The organism is Streptomyces sp. AM6-12 (assembly GCF_044327085.1).
In the GTDB taxonomy this organism is placed as follows: Bacteria; Actinomycetota; Actinomycetes; order Streptomycetales; family Streptomycetaceae; genus Streptomyces.
On record NZ_JBIQWN010000001.1, the window covers coordinates 5606277 to 5631094 of the forward strand.

Here is a 24818-nt window from a genome sequence, read left to right on the forward strand (position 1 = left end):
GCGAGCGGCCCCGGCGCCCCCGCGCCCGGCGTCAGAGGGCCTTCGCCGCCGGGTCCACCATGTTGCGGACCGTCCGCGCCTTCACGAAGTCGCCGATCGCGGTCATCTCCCACTCGCCCGAGAACTGCCGGACCAGCTTGGCCATCATCACGCCGGTCTGGGGTTCGGCCTGGGTGAGGTCGAAGCGGACCAGTTCCTCCTCCGTCGCGGCGTCCACCAGGCGGCAGTACGCCTTGGCGACGTCGGTGAACTTCTGGCCGGTGAAGGAGTTGACGGTGAAGACGAGTCCGGTGACCTCCTGGGGGATGCGGCCGAGGTCGACCACGATCACTTCGTCGTCGCCCGCGCCCTCACCCGTGAGGTTGTCGCCGGAGTGCTTGATTGCGCCCTTGAGGATGGTGAGCTTGCCGAAGTAGCAGCTGTCGATGTGGTTGCGCTGCGGGCCGTAGGCGATGACGGAGGCGTCGAGGTCGATGTCGCCGCCGCGGAACGCCGGCTCCCAGCCGAGGCCCATCCGCACCTGGGAGAGCAGCGGCCGGCCGCCCTTGACCAGTGACACCGTCTGGTTCTTCTGGAGGCTGACCCGGCCCTTGTCCAGGTTGATCTTCCCCGCGCCCGGAGCCGGGGCCTCAGCCGGGGTAGCGGCCGGCGGCGCGGCGGGCATCGGCGGGGCCACCGAGGGCGCCACCGGCGGCGGGGGAGCCACCGGCTGCTGCGGCGCCGCCGGAGCCGCCGCCGGTTCCTCCACCGTCACACCGAAGTCCGTCGCGATGCCCGCGAGCCCGTTCGCGTACCCCTGGCCGACCGCGCGGGCCTTCCACTGGCCGCCGCGGCGGTAGATCTCCACGACCACGAGCGCGGTCTCGGCGCCGAGCTGCGGCGGGGTGAACGCGGCCAGCACCGCGCCGCCGTCCGCGTCGCGGATCGTGGCCGTCGGCTCGATGCCCTGGAAGGTCTGGCCGGCCGCGTCCGGGCTGGCCGTGACCACGATCTTCTCGATGTCCGGCGGCACGGCCGCGGTGTCGACCGTGATCGCGTCGGGCGCGCTCCCGCCGCCGGACCGGTAGGCCACACCCGGTCCGGACGGCTGGTTGTAGAAGATGAAGTCGTCGTCCGAGCGCACCTTGCCGTCGCCCGTGAGCAGCAGGCCCGAGACGTCCAGCCGCACCGGAGCGGCCACGTCCACCGTGATGCGCGCGGCGGAGAGCGGAACGTTCGAGCCAGGGGTCATAGCTGTCATGTGGGGGGTAACGAACGAAACCGCTTTACCGTTCCCTTACCACCGGCATCACCCGTCGCTCAGGGACACCTGCACGGCACGACCGTCACGGCACGACGACGATCTTCCGCCCCACCCCCGCCGCGAACTGCTCCAGCGCCTGCGGGTACCGCTCCAGCGGGAGCCGGTCGCTGATGAAGACGTCCGGGTCGAGGACGCCGCCCGCGAAGAGTTCCGCCGCCCGCTCGTAGCTGTGCAGCACCGCCATCGAACCGGTGATGGTGATCTCCTGGTTGTAGATGCGGTACGGGTCGATCTGCACGCGGGTGGCGTAGTCTGCGACCCCGAACTGGAGGAACGTCCCCGCCTTCGCCACCCGGCCCAGACCGTCCTGGATCGCCGCCGCGTTGCCCGTCGCGTCCACCACCACGTCCCAGCCGCCCGGCCGGTCGAGTTCGTCCGCGCCGGCCGCCGCGCCCGAGACGCCGAGCAGCCGGGCCGTGTCCAGGCGGGCCGGGTTCAGGTCCACCATGTCCACGCTGGCCGCGCCGGTGCGCTTGGCCAGCTCCAGCATCATCAGGCCCATGGTCCCGGAGCCGTAGATCAGGACGTGGGCGCCGAGCCGGGAGCGCAGCACGTCGTAGCCGCGCACCGCGCAGGACAGCGGTTCGATCAGGGCCGCGTCCTCGGTGCGTACGTGCTCGGGCAGCTTGACGCAGTTGGCGACGGGGGCGACGGCGTACTGTGCCGCCCCGCCGGCCGTGGTCACGCCGATCGCGGCCCAGCGTTCGCACAGGTTGTTGTGGCCGCTGCGGCAGTAGCGGCACTCGTAGCAGTACAGGGACGGGTCGACGGCCACCCGGTCGCCGGCCGTCACCTCGGTGACCTGAGCGCCGGTGGCGACCACCGTGCCGGCGAACTCATGGCCCGGCACGATCGGCAGCTTCGGCGCGAACTCGCCCTGGAGGATGTGCAGATCGGTACCGCACAGCCCGCACGCGGCGACCTCGACGACGACCTCGCGGGGGCCCGGCGCCGGGTCGGGGACCTCGGTGACGACGGCACGGCCCACGGACTCGATGACGGCGGCCTTCATTTCACGGCTCCCAACGACAGGCCCTGGACCAGCTTGTCCTGGGCGGCGAACCCCGCGGCGAGCACCGGCAGGGAGATGACGAGCGACGCGGCGCACACCTTGGCCAGGAACAGGCCCTGGCTGGTGATGAAGCCGGTCAGGAAGACGGGCGCGGTCTCGGCGACCACGCCGGTGAGCACACGGGCGAACAGCAGCTCGTTCCAGCTGAAGATGAAGCAGATCAGCGCCGTCGCCGCGATGCCGGGCACCGCGATGGGGGCGACGACGCGGGCGAGGATCGTCGGCAGCCGGGCGCCGTCCACCCGCGCCGCCTCGATGACCGCGACCGGCACCTCGGCGAGGAAGGACTGCATCATCCACACCGCGATCGGCAGGTTCATCGCGGTGTAGAGGACGACCAGCAGCCAGATGTTGTCGAGCGTCCCGGTGTCCTTGGCGAACAGGTAGATCGGCAGCAGTCCCGCGACGGCCGGGAGCATCTTCGTGGACAGGAAGAAGAACAGCACGTCCGTCCACTTGCGCACCGGCCGGATCGACAGCGCGTAGGCGGCGGGCAGCGCGAGCAGCAGCACGCACAGCGTGGACACCACCGATGCCACACTGGAGTTGATCAGCGCGGGCCAGGGGCTCGCCCCGCCGCCGACGCCGAAGAACTCGCGGTAGCCGTCCAGGGTGAGGGCGGCGCCGAAGGACGGCGGGTTGGTCGCCGCGTCCTGCTCGGAGTGGAAGGACGTCAGCGCCATCCAGGCGATGGGCAGGAAGAACACGATGCCGGCCAGCCAGGCCACGAGGCCCAGACCGTGGCGCTTCAGAGCGGTCATGAGCGGGCCACCTCCTCACGGAACAGGGACGAGACCACGCGCAGCGCGAAGGTCGCGATGACGAGGGAGCCGATGACGACCAGGACGCCCGCGGCCGAGGCGAGGCCGTTCTCGTGCGCCTGGTAGAAGCTCTGGTAGACGGTGTACGGCAGGTTCGCCGTGCCGAGGCCCCCGGAGGTGATGGTGAACACCGCGTCGAAGTTCTGCACGATGTAGATCGAGCCGAGCAGCGCGCCCAGTTCGAGGTAGCGGCGCAGGTGGGGCAGGGTGAGATGGCGGAAGATCTGCCAGTCGCCGGCGCCGTCCACCCGAGCCGCCTCGATCTGCTCGCGGTCCCGGCTCTGCAGCCCGGCCAGCAGGATCAGCATCATGAACGGCGTCCACTGCCACACCAGGGACGCCTCCACCGCGAGCAGCGGGGTGCGCGAGATCCAGTCCGGCTGGGGGCCGCCCACGTAGTGCAGCAGCCCGTTGAGCAGGCCGTACTCGGGGTTGTAGAGCACGTGTTTCCACAGCAGCGCGGCGGCCACCGGGACCACCAGGAAGGGCGCGATCAGCAGGGTGCGGACGACGCCCCGGCCGGGGAAGCGCCGGTCCAGGAGCAGGGCGAGGAGCAGTCCCAGCACCAGGCTGGCCAGCACCACGGCCACCGTGAGCAGCACGGTCGTCCACACCGAGTGGCGCAGATCCGCGTCGGTGAGCACCTGGCGGTAGTTGGCGAGGCCGGTGAAGCGGCGGGCCTTGGGGTAGAGGGCGTTCCAGTCGAAGAACGAGATCACCAGCGTGGCCACGAACGGCAGTTGAGTGACCGCGATCATGAAGACGAGGGCGGGGAGCAGCGGGGCCCGGGTGGCCCAGGCGCGCAGCCGGGCCGGGGGCCGTCGCAGCGGCCGGGCGGGGGCGGCCGCGTAGGGGGCGGTGGTGGTGGTCATCGTCCCTCGTACTCCTTGGCGATCTTCTCGGCGAGCTGCTGGGACTTCTTCAGGGCCGTGCCGACGGACTGGCGTCCGGCGATGGCCGCGCTGATCTCCTGGGAGACCCTGGTGCCGAGGTCGGTGAACTCGGGGATGTCGACGAACTGGATGCCGGGCGCGGGCCGCGGCTGCACGCCGGGGTCGTTCGGGCGGCTGCTCTCGATGGCCTTGCGGGTCATCTCCTGGAAGGCGGCGGCCGATTGCCGGTAGTCGGGGTTCTCGTACGTCGAGGCCCGTTTGCCCGCGGGCACGTCCGGCCAGCCGCTGGTCTCGCCGACCAGCTGTTCGTACTCCTTGCCCGACGCCCAGGAGACGAACTTCCATGCCTTGTCGGGGTTGTGGGAGGCGTGCTGGATGCCCCAGGCCCAGGTGTAGAGCCAGCCGGAGGACGCGGTCCGCTCGACGGGGGCGGGGGCGTAGCCGAGCTTGCCCTTCACCGGGGAACCCTTCGCCTCCAGGGAGCCGGCCGCGGAGGTGGCGTCGTACCACATGGCGACCTTGCCCTGCGTCATGTCGTTCAGGCACTCCGCGAACCCGGACTGGGCGGCCCCGGACTCGCCGTGCGAGCGGACCAGGCCGACGTAGAACTTCGTCGCCTTCTCGAAGGCGGGCGAGTCCAGCCGGGCCTTCCAGTCCTTGTCGAACCAGGTGCCGCCGAAGGTGTTCACGACCGTGGTCAGCGGTGCCGCCATCTCGCCCCAGCCGGGCAGCCCGCGCAGGCAGATGCCCCGCATGCCGGGCCTCGCGCCGTCCACCTTCGCGGCGAGGTCGGCCACCTGCTGCCAGGTGGGGTGGGCGGGCATGGTCAGGCCCTTCGCCGCGAACACGTCCTTGCGGTACATCAGGAAGGACGACTCGCCGTAGAAGGGCTGCCCGTAGAGCTTGCCGTCGTCGCCGGTGAGGGACTGGCGCATCGGCGCGAGGATGTCCTTCTCGTCGTACGCCGGGTCCTTCGCCACGTAGGCGTCCATCGGGCGCAGCCAGCCGTTGCGGGCGTAGATCGGGATCTCGTAGTTGGAGAGGGTGGCGACGTCGTACTGGCCCGCCTGGTTGGCGAAGTCCTGGCTGATCTTGTCGCGCACGTCGTTCTCCGGCAGCACGGTGAAGTTCACCTTGATGCCGGTCTCCTTGGTGAAGTGCGAGGCGGTGAGCTTCTGGAGCTCCACCATCTGGGGGTTGTTGACCATCAGTACGTTGATCGAGTCGCCGCCGGATCCGCCGCCGCCCGCGCCGACCCAGCAGCCGGACAGCAGGGGGGTGAGCAGCGTCCCTGCGGTGGCCAGGACGAGCACGGCTCGTGGCCTCCGTCGGCTCGGGGTGCGCATGGATCACTCCTGGATGTATAGGGAGATAAGGGGTGTTCGGTGGGCGGGGCATGCCCATGGGGGGACGGGGTTCGGGGATCTCAGACCCGGATGACCTGCGGGCCCAGCAGGGCGTAGCGATGGGCCTCGGCCGCGGGGAGCAGGGTGCTGGTCACGATCGCCTCCAGCGCGCCGACGTCCGCGAACCGGCAGAAGCTCGCCGCGCCGAACTTGGTGTGCACGCCCGCGAACACGGTGCGCCGCGCCGCCCGCAGCGCCCGCGCCTTGACCTCGCCGACCGCCGGATCGGGTGTGGTCAGGCCGTGTTCGCGGGAGATGCCGTTGGCACCCACATAGGCGAGGTCGAGGACGAAGCCGGACAGCATCGTCGTCGTCCAGTGGTCCACGGTGGCCAGCGTGCCGGCCCGCACCCGGCCGCCGAGGAGCAGAACCTGGATGTGGTCCGTCCCGGCGAGGGCGCCCGCGACCGGCAGGGACGCGGTGACCACGGTCAGCGGCCGGTCCCTGGGCAGGGCCTCGGCGATGAGCTGCGGGGTGAAGCCCTCGTCGACGAAGACGGTCTCGGCGTCGCCCAGCAACTCGGCCGCCGCGGCGGCGATCCGCCGCTTCTCGGGCACCTGGCTGGTGGCCCGGAAGGCCAGCGTGGTCTCGAAGCCGGCGCTCTCCACCGGGTAGGCCCCGCCATGGGTGCGGCGGATCAGCCCGTGGTCCTCCAGAGCGCGCAGATCGCGCCGGACGGTCTCCTTGGCCACGCCCAGCCGGGCGGCGAGCGCGGTGACATCGACCGCACCGGTGGCCCGCGCGGCCCGCACGATCTCGCGCCGGCGTTCCTCCGCCGTTCCGGTCATCTCGTCACCCGCCTCCCCGCGGAACTGCCCGTTCGGGCCCATGGGGGAAGTTGTACCGCCGGTCCGCCGCTCTGACCAGGCTTGTTGCCCGGCCGATGCTGCCCGCTTGGGCCCGTTTGCCGGGCGCGGTGTCCGCCGCGGACCTGCGCGGCGGCGCGGGACGGAGGGGAAACGGGCGGCCCGCGTGCCCGGATGCGGCGGCGTACGGGCCCGTTCGGCGCCCGCACGCCCGTATCGGCACGGGGCGGTACGGCTGCGGTACGGCGCGGTGCGGTGCCGTGTGGCTCGGTACGGCGTGGCACGGTTCCCTGCTGTCGCGTGCGGCCCAGGGGCGGCCGGACCGGCGGCTCGGTGACGAAGCGGCCACCCAGCAGCCGGTCGGCGGGGCGGTGTTCCCCGTCCTTGACCCTCCCCCGCGGGGCCCCTAGCGTGAGGCCGTTCATGAATATGGACGACGGTCACAAGAATGTGCGCTGGAGGAGTCCTGGTGAAGGCCGCCGCGTTCGTCTACCCCTGGGACGTCAACGGGGACCCCGACGCCCCCGCCCGCATCGTCGGGCTCGGCGTCGAGCAGGTGACCCTCGCCGCCGCCTACCACTCCACCCGCGCCCTGACCCCGCGCCACCCCCGCCACCGCATCGTCACCGCCGAGCACGCGGCCGTCCTCTACCCGCCGGGCGACCGCTGGACCGGCCGCGCGCTGCGCCCCCGCCCGGCCGGCCGCTGGGCCCCCGGCGACGCCCACGGCGAGGCCGCACGGGCGCTCGCCGCCGCCGGTCTCGCCGTCCACACCTGGGTCGTCCTCGCGCACAACTCCCGCCTGGGCGCGGACCATCCGGACACCTCCGTCGTCAACGCCTACGGCGACCGTTACCCCTGGGCGCCCTGCATCGCCCAGGAGGCCACCCGCGCCTATCTCACCGACCTCGCCGCCGAGGCCGCCGTACGCCCCGGCGCGCGGGGCTCCGAGCTGGAGTCCCTCGGCTGGTACGGACTGCCGCACCTGCACGCCCACGACAAGATCTCCGGCGTGCCCCTGGGCGAGGCCGGGGAGTACCTGATGTCCCTGTGCTTCTGCCCCTCCTGCCGCACGGGCTACGGCGAACACGGCCTGGACGCCGGTGAGCTGGCCTCGGCCGTGCGGGCCGCGCTGGAGCCGCTGTGGCGGGGCGCGGCGGCCGCCCGCGGCCTGCCGATGGTGGCGGAACTGCTCGGCGAGGAGCGGGCCGCCGCCGTCCGGGCCTGGCGGGGCACGGCCGCCCGCACCCTCCAGGAGCGGGCCGTGGCCGCCGTACGCGCCGCCGCGCCCGCCGGGTTCCAGGTCCTGGTGCACGCCGACCCCGTCCCCGAGCACTGCGGGGCGAACGCGGGCGTCGATCCCGCCCACATCCTCTCCGTGGCCGACGGCGTCGTGGTCCCCTGCACCGCGGGCACGGACCTCCTCGCGCCCTTCGCCGCGCACGCGGGCGAACGGCATGTGCTGGCCGCCAACTTCACCGTGGTCTCCGGGATGGGCGGCAGCCCCCGCACCCTCGCGGCGGACGCGGCCCGCGCACGGTCGGCCGGAGCCACCGAACTGCGCATGTATCACGCCGGGTTGGCCTCGGACGGGGACCTCACGGCGGTGCGCGAGGCGCTGGCGGCGCGCTGAAGGAGCCGCCCGACCGGACCAGGGGCGCAGGTCGTCGTGGCGCGGCCGGGTGGCGGTCGGCCCGAGATGTCCCGGTCCGCGCCCCGGAACCCGGCGTTCCGGGGCGGCGCTCGGGCATGGCTGGAAAAAGGTGTCCGTATCGATCGGGTAACAGGCCTCGCGGTACCGCTAGTTATGCGCGTAGACAATCCGTGACCTGGTCAATCACTCTAGCCACCAGATCCGGAGAACCCATGCGGAAGTCCCTCAGAGCGGCCGCCGCCGGCGCCGCCTGTGTCGTCGCCGGCGCCGCCCTGTACGGCGCGGGCGCGGCCACGGCCGGTCAGTCGACGGCCAACTCCACGCACGAGCCCTACAACATCGGGCTCCTGACGAAGGACATCGACACCTACTACGGCACCACCGTCGACAGTGACGGCGTCTACCAGGCGTCGCCGACCAGCCCGTACGCCAAGGACCTGGCACGGATCGACGCGGACGCCAGGAAGTACATCGACCGGGCCGCCCGTACCGCGCGTGCGCACCACCAGAAGCCCGCCGTCATGTTCGACATCGACGACACGCTGCTGCTGAGCCTCGACTACGAGAAGCGCAACAACTACGGCTATAACTCGGCCACCTGGAACGCCTACGTCAACCAGGCCAACCGGCCCGCCGTCTTCGGCAGCCCCGAGCTGGTGCGGTACGCCGCGGCCAAGGGCGTCACGGTCTTCTACAACTCCGGTCTCACCGAGGCCCAGCGCGCCGCCGCGGTCACCAACCTGAAGAAGGTCGGCGCCGACGTCGACCTGGACGCCGCGCACATGTTCCTCAAGGACGCGGCCAACCCGCCGGCCTACCTGAAGGACTGCGCCACGCCGGGCACCTGGACATGCACGACCGTCCAGTACAAGGCCGGTACCCGCGAGCACATCGAGAAGGACCTCGGCTACCGGATCATCGCCGACTTCGGCGACCAGTACTCGGACCTGGACGGCGGCTACTCCGGCCGTACGTACAAGCTGCCGAACCCCACGTACTTCGTCGGCTGAGGTCTCCCGGACCTCCGTCGGAGGCCGGCGCACCGGTGCCCGCCCGGCACCGGTGCGCCCGCGCTCACTTCTTCAGCGCCGCCGCCATCATCGCCCGCGCCACCGGCGCCGCCAGCCCGTTGCCGCTGACCTCCGAGCGCGCCGCGTCCGACTGCTCGACCATCACCGCGACGGCGACCTCCTTGCCGGTGCTGTCGGACTTGCCGAACGAGGTGAACCAGGCGTACGGCGTCTTGCTGTTGTTCTCGCCGTGCTGCGCGGTGCCGGTCTTGCCGCCGACGGTCACCCCGTCGATCAGCGCGTTGGTGCCGGTGCCGTCCTTGACCACCGTCTCCATGGCGGACTGGAGCTGGGCCGCGGTCCGGGCGCTGATGATGCGCTTGGAGCCGGTGTCGGCGTCGTAGTCGTGCACCACGTCGCCGCCGCTGTCCACGGTCCGGGACACCATGTGCGGCGAGGGCAGCTCGCCGCCGTTGGCGATGGCCGCGGAGACCATGGCCATCTGGAGCGGGGTCGCGGTGACGTTGTACTGCCCGATGCCGGTCAGCCCGGTCGAGGACGCGTTCATGTCCTTCGGGTACACGCTCGTGTAGGCGCGCACCGGCACGTCCTGGTGGTCGTCGTTGAAGCCGTACTTCTCCGCCATCGCCCGCACCTTGTCCTGGCCGAGGTCGACGGCCATCTTGGCGAAGACGTTGTTGCAGGAGTACTGGAGCGCGGCCCGGATCGGTGCGTTGCGGCACGGCGCCGAGCGGTTCTCGTTGTGCATGTCGGTCACCGTGCCCGGCAGCCGGTACGGGTCGGGGCTGTCGGTGGGCTCGTCCACGCTCTTGTACAGCCCGCTCTCCAGCGCGGCCGAGGCCACGACCAGCTTGAACGTCGAGCCGGGCGGCAGCGGCTGGCGCAGCGCGCGGTTGGTCAGCGGCTTGTCCGGGTCCGCGTTCAGCTGCTTCCAGGCGCCGCCGGCGGTGTTCGCGTCGGTGAGGGCCGAGGGGTCGTACGACGGTGTCGAGACCGCGGCCAGGATTCGGCCGGTCTTCGGGTCGATGGCGACGGCCCCGCCCTTCTTGCCGCCGAGCGCCTCATAGGCGGCCTTCTGCACCGCCGGGTCGATGGTGGTGATCACGTCGCCGGGGTCGGCGCGCTCACCGGTGAGGGTGTCCATCACCGTCTTCAGGCCCGGATCCGTGCCGTTGAGCAGATCCGCGTAGATGCCCTCCAGCTGGGTGGGCGCGTACGCCTGCGAGGCGTAGCCGGTCACCGCCGCGTACAGCTTGCCGTCCTTGTACGTGCGCTTGTAGGCGAGGTCGCCTCCCTTGGTCCGGGCCGAGCCGGTGATGGCGTTTCCGGCCACGATGATGTTCCCGAGCGGCCGCGAGTACGTCTCGATCGCGTTGCGCCGGTTGTTCGTGTCGTCCGCGAGTGCCTTGCCGTCGTAGAACTGCACCCAGGTCGCCCTGGCCAGCAGGGCGATCACGAGCAGCAGTGTGAAGACGGAGGCTCGCCTGATCGTCTTGTTCATCCCGTTCATCCCGCACGGAAGACGACCGGGAAGGGCCCGAACGTTCCCCGGCGGCCGTATTTCTCATGTCCCGTTCATCCCGAGCACCCCCGTTCATCCCGTTCTCACGCGTCCAGGACCAGCACGATCTCCTCGATCTCCTCGCCCCGGCCGTTGGCGAAGCCCCGTGCCCGGACGGACTCGCGAAACCCGCACTTGGCCAGGACCCGCAGCGAGGCGGCGTTGTCGGCCGCCGCCCGCGCGTAGAGCGGCCGCTCGGGGACCTCGGCGAGCAGGGCGCGCAGCGCGGCCGTCGCCACGCCCCGGCCCCAGTAGGCGCGGTCGATCCAGTACGTCACCTCGCGCTCGCCGGGCTCCCCGTAGACCGCCGCGCTGCCGGCCACCCGCCCGTCGGCCACCACCGTGCGCAGGACGTCGCAGGACGCGCGGATCCGTTTGAACCGGGCCTCGAAGGCGTGCCGGTCGGCCGGGTCCGGGGGGCCGAACGCGGCCATCCGCAGGGCCACCGGGTCGGTCATGTGCCGGAAGAACAGCGGCAGGTCCTCGTCGCGAACGGTCCGCAGCGCGATCTCCATGGTGCCCGAGACTACGACGGTACGACCGCCACGCCTGGGCCCGCCGCGCCCGGCCCGCCGTCCGGGCGCGTCCCGCGCTCAGAGCCTGCGCGTGGCCAGGGCCAGCCGGTCGCGGGCCTCGAACAGCGCGTCCCTGATCGCCTGTTCACGGGCGGGGGTCAGCCGGGCCACCGGCACCGAGCAGCTCACGGCGTCGCGGGCGGGGGTGCGGTACGGGAGCGCGACGCCGAAGCAGCGCAGCCCCACCGTGTTCTCCTCGCGGTCGACGGCGAAGCCCTGCTCCCGCACCCGGCGCAGCTCCTCGATCAGCCGCTCCCGGTCGGTGACGGTGTGCTCGGTGAGCGCGGGCAGCTCCGGTGGCAGCAGCGCGCGCACCTGTTCGTCGGGGTACGTGGCGAGGATCGCCTTGCCGAGGGAGGTGGAGTGGGCGGGGAGGCGGCGCCCGACGCGGGTGAAGGGGCGCAGGTAGTGCTGGGAGGGGCGGGTGGCCAGGTAGACCACGCTGGTGCCGTCGAGCCGGGCCAGGTGGATGGTCTCGGTGGTGTCCTCGGCCAGCCGGTCCAGGGCCGGCCGGGCGGCGGCCACCACCTCGTCGCCGTCGATGTAGGAGGTGCCCACGAGCAGCGCCCGCACCCCGATGCCGTACCGCGTGCCCGTCGCGTCCGTCTCCACCCAGCCCAGCTCGACCAGCGTGCGCAGCAGCATGTACAGGCTGGACTTGGGGTAGCCGACGGCCTCCTGCACGGCGGCGAGGGAGTGCAGGCCGGGGCGGCCGGCGAAGTACTCGAGGAGTTCGACCGTCCGTACCGCGGACTTGACCTGCGCCCCGCCCGCGTCGCCTGCCGTCATCGCCCTTGACCCCTCCGCTTCGACGAGGACCGAGATCCGTCGCCTCCGAGCCAGAACGTCCAGCCTCGCAGACGGCGTTCAGTGTAAAGAACCCCCGGGAACCACCGACACGCGTACGGCGTCCCCCGCCCCATGACCAGCGAACCCGGAAGCACCCTGGAGATCCGCCCCGCGCTGCCCGCCGAGGCCGAGGCCATCACCGCGCTGCACCTGCGCGCGCGTTCCACGTACTACCCGGACGGCGTCCCGCGGGCGGACTTCGACTGGAGCGAGGCGTGGCGGGGGTCCGTCGAGCGGCCCGACGGGCGGGTGCTGTGCGCCGTCCGGGAGGGACGGTTGGTCGGGGTCGCCTCCTTCCGGACACCCGAGGGAGCGGACGCGGGCACGGTCAAGCTGTTCCAGTTCCACGTCGACCCGGACCACTGGCGGGGCGGCATCGGTACGGTGCTGCACGCGGCCTGCGTGGGGGAGTGGCGGGCGGCCGGGCGGCGTACGGCGGTGCTCGACGTGCACGTGGACAACCTGCGGGCCCAGGGCTTCTACGCCCGGCTCGGCTGGGTGCCGGACCCGGTGAACCCGCCCGCCGAAGGGGACCACCACCTGTTTCTGCGCTACACCGTGCCCTCCGGGGAATGACCCGCGACATTTGAATGTTCACGTACCCGGCGGAGATCGCCTCCGTACCCGTACGACCTGGAAAGAGCCGAAGACATGCGCGTCGAGATCTGGAGCGACATCGCCTGCCCCTGGTGCTACGTGGGCAAGGCCCGCTTCGAGAAGGCGCTCGCCGCCTTCCCGCACCGGGAGGACGTCGAGGTGGTGCACCGCTCCTTCGAGCTGGACCCCGGCCGCGCCAAGGGCGATGTCGAGTCCGTGCTCACCATGCTGACCAGGAAGTACGGAATGAGCGAGGCGCAGGCCGAGGCCGGGGAGGACAACCTCGGCGCCCAGGCCGCCGCCGAGGGCCTGGACTACCGCACCCGGGGCCGCGACCACGGCAACACCTTCGACATGCACCGTCTGCTGCACCTGGCCAAGGACCGCGGCCGGCAGGACGCGCTGCTCCAGGTCCTGTACCGGGCCAACTTCGCCGAGGAGCGGTCCGTCTTCGCCGAGGGCGACGAGCGGCTGGTCGAGCTGGCCACCGAGGCCGGGCTCGACGCGGCCGAGGCCCGCGCGGTGCTCGCCGACCCGTGGGCGTACGCCGACGCCGTGCGCGAGGACGAGCGCGAGGCCGCCGAGCTGGGCGCGAACGGCGTCCCCTTCTTCGTGCTCGACCGGAAGTACGGCGTCTCCGGCGCCCAGCCCGCCGAGGTCTTCACCCAGGCACTCAGCCAGGCCTGGGGCGAGCGCGCTCCGCTGAAGCTGGTCGATCAGGGCGACGCCGCGGCCTGCGGGCCGGACGGATGCGCGGTGCCGCCGAAGGGCTGACCGGGCGGGGTGTAGGAAACCCCAGCTCGGCGCGGTCGTATAAGCAGTCCTTGGCCCGTCCCCGTAGAAAGACGCGATGGACGGGGAACTTCCCGAGCCGCACAGTGGGCTCATGGAGACCTTCGAGAGCCTCGTCCGCGCCGAGTTCCGCCCGGAGAACACCTACCTGAACACCGCGACCAGCGGCCTGCTCCCGGCCCGTACCCTCGCCGCGCTCCAGGAGGCGATGGCGATCCGGGCCGCGGGCCGCCCGCTGGACCCGCTGTTCGAGGACGTCGAGCGCGCCCGCGCCGCCTTCGCCCGCCTGGCCGGCGTCCCGGTGAGCCGGGTGGCGGCCGGTCCCTCGGTCGCGGCGCAGACCGGCCTGATCGCGGCCTCCCTGCCCGCGGGCGCCGAAGTCCTCACCGCCGAGGACGACTTCACCTCCGTGGTGAACCCCTTCCACGTGCGCGGCGACCTCAAGGTGCGCGCCGTACCGCTGGAGCGGCTCGCCGAGTCCGTGCGCCCCGGCACCGCGCTGGTCGCGGTCAGCGCCGCGCAGTCCGCCGACGGCCGGATCGCCGACCTGCCCGCCCTGCGCGCCGCGGCCCGCGCCCACGGCGCGCGCACCTACGTCGACTTCTCCCAGGCCGCCGGCTGGCTGCCCGTCGAGGCGGACGGCTACGACTACACCGTCACCACCACCTTCAAGTGGCTGCTCGGCCCGCACGGCGCCGCCTTCCTCGTCGTCCCCGAGGACCTCGGCGGGCTGACCCCGCTGCTCGCGGGCTGGGTCGCGGCCGAGAACCCCTGGGACAGCTGCTACGGCCCGGTCGCCGAACTCGCCCGGTCCGCCCGCCGGTTCGACGTCAGCCCCGGCCTGTTCACCTACAGCGGGGTGTACTCCTCGCTCACCCTGATCGAGGAGCTGGGCGTGGCCGCCGTCCACGCGCACGACCTGGCGCTCGCCGACCGCTTCAGGGAAGGACTCGCCCGGCTGGGGCACGAGCCGCTGCCCGCGCCCGGCTCGGCGATCGTCTCCGTGCCCGGACTCGGCGCGAGGCAGGCCGGGTTGAGCCGCGCCGGCATCCAGGTGTCCGACCGCGCCGGCAATCTGCGCGCGTCCTTCCACCTGTACAACACGGCGGCGGACGTGGACCGGCTGCTCGACGCGCTGGCCGGATAGGCCCCTCGGGACATGACCGGGCCGGGCCTCCCGTCCCACACGTGAAGGCCCGGCCCGGTGGTCGGGAGCGCCTACCGCACCGGGGTGAAGTCGCGCGCGCCGATGAACTCCGGCCGGCGCACCGGCGCGGCGAACGGCTCCACCGCCGTGTTCTCCACGCTGTTGAACACGATGAAGACGTTGCTGCGCGGGAACGGCGTGATGTTGTCGCCGGAGCCGTGCATGCAGTTGCAGTCGAACCAGGTGGCCGAGCCCGGCTTGCCGGTGAACAGCTTGATGCCGTACTCGCCGGCCAGCTCCGTGAGCGCCTCGTCGGACGGGGTGCCCGCGTCCTGCATCTGGAGCGACTTCTTGTAGTTGTCCTTGGGCGTCTCGCCGGCGCAGCCCAGGAACGTCTTGTGCGACCCCGGCATGATCATCAGGCCGCCGTTGGTGTCGTAGTTCTCGGTCAGCGCGATCGAGACGGACACCGTGCGCATGTTCGGCAGACCGTCCTCGGCGTGCCAGGTCTCGAAGTCCGAGTGCCAGTAGAAGCCGCTCGCGCCGAAGCCCGGCTTGACGTTGATCCGCGACTGGTGGACGTACACGTCCGAGCCGAGGATCTGGCGGGCCCGGCCGACCACGCGCTCGTCGCGCACCAGGCCCGCGAACACCTCGCTGATCCGGTGCACCTCGAAGACCGAGCGGATCTCCTGGGACGACGGCTCCACGATGGAGCGCTCGTCGAAGCGGATCGCCGGGTCGGTGACCAGCCGGTCCAGCTCCTGCCGGTAGACCTCGACCTCGTCGGGCCCGATCAGCTGGTCGACGGCGAGGAAGCCGTCACGCTCGTACGACTGGAGCTCGGCCGCCGCGATCGGCCCCGGAGTGTCCGGGGAGCCCCACAGGACGGGGTCCTGGCGGGGGACGGTCACCTCGGTGGCGCCGCGGGTCGGGTAGAGGTCCTTCACGGTGGCGGTGGTCATGATTCCTCACACCTCCTCGGGCTCGGGCTCGGTGAGCAGCGGGTAGACGCCGTTCTCGTCGTGGTCCTCCCGCCCGGTCACGGGCGGGTTGAACACGCAGACGCAGTGGAAGTCCTCCTTGACACGCAGCGTGTGCCGCTCGTGCCCGTCCAGGAGGTACATGGTGCCGGGCGTGATGGTGTACGTCTTCCCGGTCTCGCGGTCGGTCAGCTCGGCCTCGCCCTTGGTGCAGACGACGGCCTCGATGTGGTTCGCGTACCACATGTGCGTCTCGGTCCCCGCGTACAGGATGGTCTCGTGCACGGAGAAGCCGACCCGCTCCTTGGCCAGGACGATGCGCTTGCTCTCCCAGGTGCCCGACTTCGACTTGACGTGCCGGTCGGTGCCTTCGATGTCCTTGAACGATCGGACGATCACGGTGGTGCTTCCTCCTGGTCGGACGTTGCGGTCAGACGATGTGGTTCAGGTGGTTCAGGCGGTTTCCCGCACGGCGCGGGCGAGCATGCTCAGACCCTCGTCCAGCTCGTCGGGGGTGATGGTCAGGGCCGGCAGCAGCTTGACGACCTCGCTCTGCGGTCCCGAGGTCTCGATGAGCAGCCCCAGCTCGAAGGCCCGCCGCGCGATGCGCCCGGCGCGGTCCTTGTCGTGGAACTCCATGCCCCACACCAGCCCGCGCCCGCGGTACTCCTTGACGTCGGCGAGGTTCTCCTCGGTGATGGAGATCAGCGCCTGCTCGACCTGCTCGCCGCGGGTGCGGGTCTGCTTCTCCATGGCCGAGCCGTCGGTCCAGTAGGTCTCCAGGGCCGCGGCGGCGGTGACGAACGCGGGGTTGTTGCCGCGGAAGGTGCCGTTGTGCTCGCCGGGCTCCCAGACGTCCAGCTCCGGCTTGAACAGGCACAGCGACATCGGCAGGCCGTAGCCGCTGATGGACTTCGACACGGTGACGATGTCCGGGGTGATCCCGGACTCCTCGAAGGAGAAGAAGGCGCCGGTACGGCCGCAGCCCATCTGGATGTCGTCGACGATCAGCAGCATGTCCTGCCGCTCGCACAGTTCCTTGAGCGCGCGCAGCCACTCGGGCCGGGCCACGTTGATGCCGCCCTCGCCCTGCACGGTCTCCACGATCACCGCGGCGGGCTTGTTCAGACCGGAGCCCTGGTCCTCCAGCAGCCGCTCGAACCACAGGAAGTCCGGGACGGTCCCGTCGAAGTAGTTGTCGAACGGCATCGGGGTGCCGTGCACCAGCGGGACGCCGGCGCCGGCCCGCTTGAAGGCGTTGCCGGTCACCGCGAGCGAGCCCAGGGACATGCCGTGGAAGGCGTTGGTGAAGGACACGATGGCCTCGCGGCCCTTCACCTTCCGGGCCAGCTTCAGCGCCGACTCCACGGCGTTGGTGCCGGTCGGGCCCGGGAACATGACCTTGTACGGCAGGTCGCGCGGGCGCAGCACCAGGTCCTGGAAGGTCTGGAGGAACGAGCGCTTGGCCGTGGTCGACATGTCCAGGCCGTGGGTGACCCCGTCCCGCGACAGATAGTCGATCAGCGCCCGTTTGAGCACCGGGTTGTTGTGGCCGTAGTTGAGGGATCCGGCACCGGCGAAGAAGTCGAGGTAGGCATGGCCGTCCTCGTCGTACATCCGGCTGCCCTGCGCGCGGTCGAACACGGTGGGCCAGCCGCGGCAGTAGCTGCGCACCTCGGACTCAAGGGTCTCGAAGACGCTGAGGTCGGGCTGGGTGATGGTCACGGTGATGCGCTCCTCAGTGGGCGGGGGAATCGGTCAACGGGCCGATGCGGTAAAGGACTTCACTGTCGTGCGGGCCGTCCGGGAACAGCTCGGCGGGGAACAGCACCTCGCGGGTGAGGTGCGCGCCGTGCCGCTCGGCGAACGAGGTGAACAGCCGCTCGGAGGCGGTGTTGCCGGGCGTGATGGTGGTCTCGACGCCGGTGACCCCGCGCTCGGCGGCGAGCCGCGCGGTCAATCCGTCCAGCAGGGCGGCGGCGATGCCGTGACCTCGGTACGCGGAGTCCACGGCGACCTGCCAGACGAGCAGGGTGTCCGGGCGGTCCGGCCGCACGTAGCCGGTGACGAAACCGACGGGCGTGCCGTCCGCACCACGCGCCACCGCCGAGGTGCCGGCGAAGTCCCGGCACCACAGCAGGTAGCTGTAGGACGAGTTGAGGTCGAGCTTTCCGGAGTCTTTGGCGAGGCGCCAGAGCGCGGCGCCGTCGGCTGTCGCCGGTCGGTCTATGAGTAGGTCTGCGGGTGCGGCAGTCATGCGGCACGAATTTAGCGAGGTGAATTAAGAAATGCACGGCCGTGACTGAGGCATAATTCGACGCGTGGTACAAGATGCCCGAATTGCCCCACGGCAAAGTGGGGCAAACTATCCGTCCTGTGGAGTGTGTCACACACTTGAAACCGTCGGAAACCTCCCGGAAAACTGCCCCGTTTAGCCCCGCAAAAAGCGGGCAGAAGACTATGGGAAGCTGCCGTCCGGTAAATTGGCGGGAATTGTGGAACTAAATTGAATTCAGGCTCCGGTGACGCCGTCGATTCGTTCACGGAGAATGTCCGCGTGTCCGTTGTGGCGGGCGTACTCCTCGACGAGGTGGATCAGCACCCACCGCACACTGACCTCCGCCCCGGCCATCGGCCCGTCGGCGATCCGTCCGGTGGCCTCCAGCGGCCGCCCGGCGCACAGCTCGCGGCCGCGCGCGATCTCCCGGTGCCAGACGGCCAGCGCCTCGTCCAGCCCGCGCGCCGGATCGAGGGCGTACCCCGACTCCTCCGCGAACACCGGCGGCACGTCCAGCCCGGCCAGCACCCGCTGGAACCAGGTCCGCTCGACCTCCGCGAGGTGTTGCACCAGGCCCGGCAGGGTCAGCTCCGAGGGCTCGGCCGAGGCGGTCCGCGCCTGCCCGTCGGACAGGCCGCGGCACTTCAGCTCCAGCGTGGCCCGGTGGAAGTCCAGCCAGCTCTCCAGCATGGGGCGCTCGGCGCCGGTCAGCAGGGGACCGGGCGGCCGTCGGGCAGGGCCGGGGGCCGCGCGGCGGGTGCGGGGTGCGGGGTGTGATCGGTGGTCATGGGGGCAGCATGGCAGCCGGGTACGACAACGGCCCGCGCCTCGGGGCGCGGGCCGTCGCCGGGACCTGGTGGCGGTCAGCGCCAGGGCTGCTCCGCGGCCCGGCGCGCGGCGGCCGGGTCCACCGGGGCGCCCTGTGCGGCGAGGGCCGTGCCCAGGGCGGCCAGCGCGGCCTGGACGGCGGACTCGGTGGCGTCGGGGCCGTAGTGGTTGACCCGGATCATCTCCTTGGCCAGGGCGCCGCCGCCCGCGGCCAGCGGGAGCGCCGGATCGGCGGCCAGCGCGGCGGCGACCAGAGCGGAGGCCGTCAGCGACGGCGGGACGCGCAGGGTGGTGGCGACCGGGGCGGCGTCCGCGGCGTCGTGCACGTACGGCTCCAGGCCGCCGCCGAGGGCCAGGGCGCCCGCCCGCGTCGCCTCGGCCGCACGCCGGTGGCGGGCCATCACCGCGTCCGGACCGGCCTCCTCAATCCGCTCCAGACAGGCGTCCAGCGCCAGCATCTCCAGCTGCGCCGGGGCGTGCGGCAGCGCCTTGCGGCCGGCGTCCAGCCAGCGCTCCTTCCAGTCCAGCAGCGAGAGGTAGGAGCGGCGCGGCGCGTTCGGGTTGGCCGCCATCCGGGCCCAGGCCCGCTCGCTCACCGAGATCGCCGACACGCCCGCCGGGCCGCCCATCGCCTTCTGCGCGCCGATCACGCACAGGTCCACGCCCCACGCGTCCGGCAGCACCGGCTCCGCGCCCACCGAGGCGACCGCGTCCAGATAGAACAGCGCGCCCTGCTCCCGTACCGCCGCGCCGATCTCCGCGACCGGGTTGGTGTTGCCGGTCGCCGCCTCCGCGTGCACCAGCGAGACGAAGTCGATCTCCGGGTGCTCGGCGAACGCGGCACGGATCTGCTCCGCCCGCACCGCCGTGTGGAAGGGGACCGCGATGTCGTACACGGTCGCGCCCGTGTCCCGCAGCCAGTCGCCGAAGGTCTGCCCGTAGGGGCCGGTGATCACGTTCAGCGCCACCGTGCCCGGACCGGCGGCGGCGCGGATCGCGCCCTCCAGCGGCAGCAGCGCCTCGCCCTGGGTGATCAGCACGTCCTGCCGGGTGTCCAGCAGCCGGGCCACCCGGTCCTCGATGGCGGCGAAGCGCCGCGCGGTCAGCGGGGGCAGGTCGAGGAGGGGGTGCGTCACGGCGGTGCTCTCTCTTCGTCGGGCGGTTCGCGGGGGTCGCAGCGGTCTGCTCCCCCCGATCTTAGGTCCAGGCCCCCCAGGGCCATGGGTTTGGTTTGAGATACCCAAACATTTCCTTATAATCGGAACCTATCCTTCCCCCCTCAGGAGACTTCCCCCATGAAAACGCCCCTCGGACGCCGGACCCGCCTGCTGGCCGCCACCACCGCGACCGCGGGCCTCGTGCTCGTCGTGGCGGGCTGCTCCTCCGGCGGCTCGGGGAGCGGGCAGACCGTGGCGGGCGGTGTCCACCTGGCCAAGGCCGGTCAGCTCACCACCTGCACCCACCTGCCCTACCCGCCGTTCCAGTCGGTGGTCGGCGGCAAGGTGCAGGGCTTCGACGTCTCCCTGATCGACCTCGTCGCCAAGGACCTCGGCGTCAAGCAGCAGATCGTGGACACGCCGTTCGAGAACTTCAAGACCGGCGCCTTCCTGAACTCCGGCCAGTGCGACGTGGCCGCCGCCGGTATGACCATCACCGCCGAGCGCGCGAAGAACGTCGACTTCTCCGACCCGTACTTCGAGGCCACCCAGGCCGTGCTGGTCGCCAAGAACAGCGGCATCGACTCGCTGGCCGGCGCCAAGGGCAAGAAGATCGGCGCCCAGGCGCAGACCACCGGCGAGGACTTCGCCAAGAAGAAGGGCCTCGACCCGGTCTCCTTCGCCTCCTCCGACGCGGTCCTCAACGGTCTGCGCACCGGTCAGGTCCAGGCCGTCGTCATCGACTACCCGGTGGTCCAGGGCTGGCTGAAGGACAAGGCCAACGCCGACAAGTTCAAGGTCGTCGACAACCTGAAGACCGGCGAGCAGTACGGCTTCACGGTCAAGAAGGGCAACAAGCCCCTGCTGAACGCCATCAACAAGGCCCTCAAGGACGCCAAGGCGGACGGCACCTACAAGAAGATCTACGAGAAGTGGATCGGCCCGTACGACCCCTCCGTCGCCTCCCCGGCCGGTTCCTGACCCCATGGCCGACACGGACACCGGCATCCAGCCGAAGCGCACGGGGCTGACGCGCACGCAGAAGCGCAGGCTCTCGCGCGGCGCCCAGTACGTCCTCCTCGCCGCCGCGGTGATCGCCTTCGCGCTCACCGCGGACTGGGGGCGGCTCCAGAACCAGTTCGCACAGCCCGGCATCGCCAAGCAGCTGTTCCCCGACCTCATCACGGTCGCCCTGAAGAACACCGTGCTGTACACGCTGTCCGGGTTCGTCGTCGGCCTGGCCCTCGCCATGGTCCTCGCCCTGATGCGACTGTCCTCCGTGGGCCCCTACCGCTGGCTCGCCGGCATCTACATCGAGATCTTCCGCGGCCTGCCCGCGCTGCTGATCTTCATCTTCGTCGGCGTCGGCGTGCCGCTGGCCTTCCCGACCGTTCAGTATCCGGGCGGCACCTACGGCAAGGTCGCCGTCGCGCTCGGCCTGGTCTCCGCCGCCTACATGGCCGAGACCATCCGCGCCGGCATCCAGGCCGTGCCCAAGGGGCAGACGGAGGCGGCCCGTTCGCTCGGGTTCTCGCCCGCGCGCGCCATGGTCTCGATCATCCTGCCGCAGGCTTTCCGCATCATCCTGCCGCCGCTGACCAACGAACTCGTCCAGCTGTTCAAGGACTCCTCGCTGGTGCTGTTCCTCGGGGTCACCCTGGAGCAGCGCGAACTGTCCAAGTTCGGCAACGACCTGGCCAGCCAGACCGCCAACTCCACGCCGATCCTGGTCGCGGGCCTGTGCTATCTGCTGATCACGATCCCGCTCGGCCTCGTCGTGCGCCGCATGGAGCGCAAGGCCCTCAAGGAGACCAGGTGACCACCCCCGAGATCCGCGTCCAGGGGCTGCACAAGTCCTTCGGCGACAACCACGTGCTGCGCGGCATCGACCTGGAGATCGGCCAGGGCGAGGTCGTCTGTGTCATCGGCCCGTCCGGCTCCGGCAAGTCCACGCTGCTGCGCTGCGTGAACCTGCTGGAGGAGCCCACCGAGGGGCAGGTCTTCGTCGGCGGCACCGAGGTCACCGACCCGGACGTCGACATCGACGCCGTCCGCCGCCGGATCGGCATGGTCTTCCAGCAGTTCAACCTCTTCCCGCACCTCAGCGTCACCGAGAACCTCACCCTGCCGCAGCGCCGGGTGCTGGGCCGGGACAAGGCGACGGCCGCGCGCGTGGCCGCCGAGAACCTGGCCCGCGTGGGCCTCGCGGAGAAGGCCGACGCCCACCCCTCCGCGCTCTCCGGCGGTCAGCAGCAGCGCGTGGCCATCGCCCGCGCGCTCGCCATGGGCCCCGAGGTGATGCTGTTCGACGAGCCGACCTCGGCGCTCGACCCCGAGCTGGTCGGCGACGTGCTCGCGGTGATGCGGTCCCTCGCGCGGGACGGCATGACGATGATGGTCGTCACCCACGAGATGAGCTTCGCGCGCGAGGTCGCCGACCGGGTCGTCTTCATGGACGGCGGGGTGATCGTGGAGGACGGGCGCCCCGAGCAGGTCATCGGCGCCCCGCGGCACGAGCGCACCCGGCACTTCCTCTCCCGCCTCCTCGACCCGGCGATGGCCGAGGTGGAGGAGGACCTTCCGGAGGCGGGGGGAACCGGGCGGGTGTAGCCCTCTAAGGTGCCGGTATGAGCGATCAGCCGGTGCTGCATGTGAAGGGCAGGGTCCTCGTGACGCCCGAGGACGTACGCGACGAGCTGTGGGTGGTCGGCGGCCGGGTGTCGTACGACCGCCCTGCCGGGGCCCGCGACATCCGGACCGTCGAGGGCTGGGCGCTGCCCGGCCTGGTCGACGCCCACTGCCATGTGGGCCTGGACGCGCACGGCCCGGTCGACGCGGAGACCGCCGAGAAGCAGGCGCTCACCGACCGGGAGGCGGGCACCCTGTTGATCCGGGACGCGGGCTCGCCCTCCGACACCCGCTGGATCGACGACCGCGCCGATCTGCCGAAGATCATCCGGGCCGGCCGGCACATCGCCCGCACCCGCCGCTACATCCGCAACTACGCCTGGGAGATCGAGCCGGACGACCTCGTCGCCTACGTCGCCCAAGAGGCCCGGCGCGGCGACGGCTGGGTCAAGCTGGTCGGCGACTGGATCGACCGCGAGGTGGGCGATCTCTCCCCCTGCTGGCCCCGCGGGGCGATCGAGGCCGCGATCGCCGAGGCCCACCGCCTGGGTGCCCGCGTCACCGCGCACTGCTTCGCCGAGAACTCCCTGCGCGACCTGGTCGAGGCGGGCATCGACTGCATCGAGCACGCCACCGGCCTCACCGAGGACCTGATCCCGCTGTTCGCCGAGCGGGGCGTCGCCATCGTCCCCACCCTCGTCAACATCGCCACCTTCCCGCAGCTCGCGGCCGGTGGCGAGGGCAAGTTCCCCGCCTGGTCGGCCCATATGCGCCGGCTGCACGAGCGGCGCTACGACACCGTGCGCGCCGCGTACGACGCCGGGATCCCGGTGTTCGTCGGCACCGACGCCGGCGGTTCGCTGCCGCACGGCCTGGTCGCGGCGGAGGTCGCCGAGCTGGTCACCGCGGGCATCCCGGCCGTCGAGGCGCTCGCGGCGACCAGCTGGTCCGCGCGCGCCTGGCTCGGGCGGCCCGGCCTGGCGGAGGGCGCGCCCGCGGACCTCGTGGTGTACGACAGGGACCCGCGGGCCGACGTGGGAGTGCTGGCGGCACCGCGGCGGGTGGTGCTGAACGGGGCGGTGGTGGAGTAGCGGCGGCGGCCACGGGAGGGAACGCGTGTGCATGGTGATTCGAAGAAGTGTGCGGAATTTCCACGTTTGAGTGAAGTGACCGAGGTTTGCTGACCGTTCACCCACACTGACGACAAGGTTGACGGGTCCCAAGCAATTCAAGTGGGGGGTCCCACCGCCTTGAACAGCACCAACTTCCGTATGCCCGTGCGCCGTCTGGCCGCCGCGGCGACCGTCACCGCGCTGGCCACCGCGCCCGCCGTCCTGGGCGCGGGCGCGGCGCACGCGACCGAGAACCCCGGCCGCGCCACCGCCTCCGTCCTGCACACCGGGCTCGACGTGTCCCTGCTCGACAAGTCCATCGACGTGCCGCTCGTTGTCTCCCTCAACGAGGTCGAGGCACCCCGGAGCGCCGACCGGACCGCCCTGTCCGCCCGGCTCGACGGGGTGGCGGGGGGCGACCCGTTCACCGTCCTCAGCGCGGACGTGGCGCAGTCCCGTGCCACCGTCACCGCCCGGCGCGCCGAGGGCTCCGTCCGCCTCGTGCACGCCAAGCTGCACGTCCCCGGCCTGCCCCTGCTGTCCCTGATCGAGGTGGACACCGTCACCGCGCAGGCCACCTGCGAGGTGGGCAAGATGCCCAGCGCCGACGCGAAGATCCTCGGCACGGTCACCGTCCTCGGCCGCCGGATCACGGTCACCGCCGGCGGCCCGACCGAGGTCAAGGTGCCCGGCGTCGGCGAGGTCCGCCTCGACCTCGCGCAGCACAGCACCACCTCCCGTACGGCGGCGGCGACCGCGCTGCGACTGAAGGTGTCCGTCAACCCGTTGAAGCTGAACGTCGCGGACGTCGAGGGCACGGTCACGCTGGCCAAGGCGACCTGCGAGTCCCCGATGGCCCCGCCCGCCAAGCCCCCGACGCAGCGCCACGATCCCGGTTCCGGCACCACGTCCGACGCCGCCCCGGTCTCCGACGTGAAACCACAGGGCGGCGCCTCGGACACCCACCTCGCGGAGACGGGCGGCAACCCGGCGACGCCGTACATCGCGGGCGGCGCGGTGGCGCTGCTGGCGGCGGGCGGAGGCGCGGTGCTGCTGGCCCGCCGCCGCAGGAGCTGACCGACGGCAGGGGGAGGGGCGGGGCGGGACCGGAGAGGCGGGGGAGCCTCGCCGGTCCCGTCCGGCGTTCGCCGTCGCGCATCCGCGCCCCGCGTCCACTGTCGCGCCTCCGGCGTCCGGCGTCCGGCGTCCGGCGTCCCCGTTCCCCGTTCCCCGTCCGCCGATGCGTGGCCGCCGTCGCGTGTCCGGCGTCCGCGTACCGCGTCTGCCGTCGTGCGTTCGCCGTCCTGAGCCTGCTACCCCGTTCG

General features: G+C 71.8%; 24 protein-coding genes and 1 pseudogene. 10 read left to right on the plus strand and 15 right to left on the minus strand.

Annotated features, from left to right (window positions below; translation table 11 throughout):
- Window positions 1-31 precede the first annotated feature (31 nt).
- The 6 genes from ACE4Q9_RS25490 to ACE4Q9_RS25515 all read right to left on the minus strand — a co-directional run bounded on the left by ACE4Q9_RS25490 (window position 32) and on the right by ACE4Q9_RS25515 (window position 6283).
- On the minus strand, window positions 32-1231 hold the full coding sequence (locus tag ACE4Q9_RS25490; RefSeq protein ID WP_397986561.1) for a TerD family protein: 1200 nt from the start codon (window positions 1229-1231) through the stop codon (window positions 32-34).
- Window positions 1232-1325: 94 nt separating this feature from the next.
- Window positions 1326-2315, minus strand: a complete 990-nt coding sequence (locus ACE4Q9_RS25495; RefSeq protein WP_397986562.1) for a zinc-dependent alcohol dehydrogenase family protein — start codon at window positions 2313-2315, stop codon at window positions 1326-1328.
- A complete protein-coding gene (locus ACE4Q9_RS25500) occupies window positions 2312-3136 on the minus strand; it encodes a carbohydrate ABC transporter permease (RefSeq protein WP_397986563.1) in 825 nt (274 codons plus the stop codon). Before ACE4Q9_RS25500 ends, ACE4Q9_RS25495 begins: the two co-directional genes overlap by 4 nt.
- Window positions 3133-4068, minus strand: a complete 936-nt coding sequence (locus ACE4Q9_RS25505; protein ID WP_397986564.1) for a carbohydrate ABC transporter permease — start codon at window positions 4066-4068, stop codon at window positions 3133-3135. The genes ACE4Q9_RS25500 and ACE4Q9_RS25505 overlap by 4 nt, the downstream gene beginning before the upstream one ends.
- A complete protein-coding gene (locus tag ACE4Q9_RS25510) occupies window positions 4065-5435 on the minus strand; it encodes an ABC transporter substrate-binding protein (protein WP_397986565.1) in 1371 nt (456 codons plus the stop codon). The genes ACE4Q9_RS25505 and ACE4Q9_RS25510 overlap by 4 nt, the downstream gene beginning before the upstream one ends.
- A gap of 80 nt (window positions 5436-5515) precedes the next feature.
- On the minus strand, window positions 5516-6283 hold the full coding sequence (locus ACE4Q9_RS25515; RefSeq protein ID WP_397987324.1) for a DeoR/GlpR family DNA-binding transcription regulator: 768 nt from the start codon (window positions 6281-6283) through the stop codon (window positions 5516-5518).
- Between the two features lie 487 nt (window positions 6284-6770).
- On the opposite strand from ACE4Q9_RS25515, the gene ACE4Q9_RS25520 reads away from it, so the two are divergent.
- The gene (locus ACE4Q9_RS25520) at window positions 6771-7934 is read left to right on the plus strand and encodes a hypothetical protein (protein WP_397987325.1); all 1164 of its coding nucleotides are present in this window, start codon (window positions 6771-6773) and stop codon (window positions 7932-7934) included.
- A 233-nt stretch (window positions 7935-8167) separates the two neighbouring features.
- Window positions 8168-8965 carry an HAD family acid phosphatase gene (locus ACE4Q9_RS25525; RefSeq protein ID WP_397986566.1) on the plus strand — a complete coding sequence of 266 codons (798 nt, stop codon included), beginning with the start codon at window positions 8168-8170 and terminating at the stop codon, window positions 8963-8965.
- A 64-nt stretch (window positions 8966-9029) separates the two neighbouring features.
- Here the strand turns inward: ACE4Q9_RS25525 and ACE4Q9_RS25530 are convergent, their stop codons facing one another.
- The 3 genes from ACE4Q9_RS25530 to ACE4Q9_RS25540 all read right to left on the minus strand — a co-directional run bounded on the left by ACE4Q9_RS25530 (window position 9030) and on the right by ACE4Q9_RS25540 (window position 11911).
- Window positions 9030-10487 (minus strand): peptidoglycan D,D-transpeptidase FtsI family protein, encoded by a 1458-nt coding sequence (locus ACE4Q9_RS25530; RefSeq protein ID WP_397986567.1) that lies wholly within the window; start codon window positions 10485-10487, stop codon window positions 9030-9032.
- Between the two features lie 104 nt (window positions 10488-10591).
- On the minus strand, window positions 10592-11062 hold the full coding sequence (locus ACE4Q9_RS25535; protein ID WP_397986568.1) for a GNAT family N-acetyltransferase: 471 nt from the start codon (window positions 11060-11062) through the stop codon (window positions 10592-10594).
- 78 nt (window positions 11063-11140) lie between these two features.
- Window positions 11141-11911 (minus strand): IclR family transcriptional regulator, encoded by a 771-nt coding sequence (locus ACE4Q9_RS25540; protein WP_397986569.1) that lies wholly within the window; start codon window positions 11909-11911, stop codon window positions 11141-11143.
- Window positions 11912-12043: 132 nt separating this feature from the next.
- Between ACE4Q9_RS25540 and ACE4Q9_RS25545 the strand changes: the two genes are divergently transcribed.
- From ACE4Q9_RS25545 to ACE4Q9_RS25555, 3 genes are all read left to right on the plus strand, one after another.
- Window positions 12044-12547 carry a GNAT family N-acetyltransferase gene (locus ACE4Q9_RS25545; protein WP_397986570.1) on the plus strand — a complete coding sequence of 168 codons (504 nt, stop codon included), beginning with the start codon at window positions 12044-12046 and terminating at the stop codon, window positions 12545-12547.
- A 75-nt stretch (window positions 12548-12622) separates the two neighbouring features.
- The gene (locus ACE4Q9_RS25550; RefSeq protein ID WP_397986571.1) at window positions 12623-13342 is read left to right on the plus strand and encodes a DsbA family oxidoreductase; all 720 of its coding nucleotides are present in this window, start codon (window positions 12623-12625) and stop codon (window positions 13340-13342) included.
- A 112-nt stretch (window positions 13343-13454) separates the two neighbouring features.
- The gene (locus ACE4Q9_RS25555) at window positions 13455-14507 is read left to right on the plus strand and encodes an aminotransferase class V-fold PLP-dependent enzyme (RefSeq protein WP_397986572.1); all 1053 of its coding nucleotides are present in this window, start codon (window positions 13455-13457) and stop codon (window positions 14505-14507) included.
- 71 nt (window positions 14508-14578) lie between these two features.
- On the opposite strand, the gene thpD is transcribed toward ACE4Q9_RS25555, so the two are convergent.
- The 6 genes and pseudogenes from thpD to ACE4Q9_RS25585 form a co-directional block, all read right to left on the minus strand.
- The gene (thpD, locus tag ACE4Q9_RS25560; protein ID WP_397986573.1) at window positions 14579-15472 is read right to left on the minus strand and encodes an ectoine hydroxylase; all 894 of its coding nucleotides are present in this window, start codon (window positions 15470-15472) and stop codon (window positions 14579-14581) included.
- Between the two features lie 6 nt (window positions 15473-15478).
- Complete coding sequence (locus tag ACE4Q9_RS25565; RefSeq protein WP_397986574.1) at window positions 15479-15889, minus strand: ectoine synthase; 411 nt, start codon at window positions 15887-15889, stop codon at window positions 15479-15481.
- A gap of 54 nt (window positions 15890-15943) precedes the next feature.
- Complete coding sequence (gene ectB / locus ACE4Q9_RS25570) at window positions 15944-17215, minus strand: diaminobutyrate--2-oxoglutarate transaminase (protein ID WP_397986575.1); 1272 nt, start codon at window positions 17213-17215, stop codon at window positions 15944-15946.
- Window positions 17216-17228: 13 nt separating this feature from the next.
- Window positions 17229-17747 (minus strand): diaminobutyrate acetyltransferase, encoded by a 519-nt coding sequence (gene ectA, locus ACE4Q9_RS25575; protein WP_397986576.1) that lies wholly within the window; start codon window positions 17745-17747, stop codon window positions 17229-17231.
- Between the two features lie 255 nt (window positions 17748-18002).
- Window positions 18003-18556: pseudogene (locus ACE4Q9_RS25580) on the minus strand (DinB family protein).
- 75 nt (window positions 18557-18631) lie between these two features.
- Window positions 18632-19732 (minus strand): pyridoxal-phosphate-dependent aminotransferase family protein, encoded by a 1101-nt coding sequence (locus ACE4Q9_RS25585; protein ID WP_397986577.1) that lies wholly within the window; start codon window positions 19730-19732, stop codon window positions 18632-18634.
- 159 nt (window positions 19733-19891) lie between these two features.
- Here ACE4Q9_RS25585 and ACE4Q9_RS25590 point away from each other — a divergent pair, with 159 nt between their 5' ends.
- From ACE4Q9_RS25590 to ACE4Q9_RS25610, 5 genes are all read left to right on the plus strand, one after another.
- On the plus strand, window positions 19892-20734 hold the full coding sequence (locus ACE4Q9_RS25590) for a basic amino acid ABC transporter substrate-binding protein (protein ID WP_397986578.1): 843 nt from the start codon (window positions 19892-19894) through the stop codon (window positions 20732-20734).
- Between the two features lie 4 nt (window positions 20735-20738).
- Window positions 20739-21572 carry an amino acid ABC transporter permease gene (locus tag ACE4Q9_RS25595; protein WP_397986579.1) on the plus strand — a complete coding sequence of 278 codons (834 nt, stop codon included), beginning with the start codon at window positions 20739-20741 and terminating at the stop codon, window positions 21570-21572.
- The gene (locus ACE4Q9_RS25600) at window positions 21569-22363 is read left to right on the plus strand and encodes an amino acid ABC transporter ATP-binding protein (protein WP_397986580.1); all 795 of its coding nucleotides are present in this window, start codon (window positions 21569-21571) and stop codon (window positions 22361-22363) included. The genes ACE4Q9_RS25595 and ACE4Q9_RS25600 overlap by 4 nt, the downstream gene beginning before the upstream one ends.
- A gap of 17 nt (window positions 22364-22380) precedes the next feature.
- Window positions 22381-23472 carry an amidohydrolase family protein gene (locus tag ACE4Q9_RS25605; RefSeq protein WP_397986581.1) on the plus strand — a complete coding sequence of 364 codons (1092 nt, stop codon included), beginning with the start codon at window positions 22381-22383 and terminating at the stop codon, window positions 23470-23472.
- A gap of 159 nt (window positions 23473-23631) precedes the next feature.
- A complete protein-coding gene (locus tag ACE4Q9_RS25610) occupies window positions 23632-24570 on the plus strand; it encodes an SCO1860 family LAETG-anchored protein (protein WP_397986582.1) in 939 nt (312 codons plus the stop codon).
- Window positions 24571-24818 lie beyond the last annotated feature (248 nt).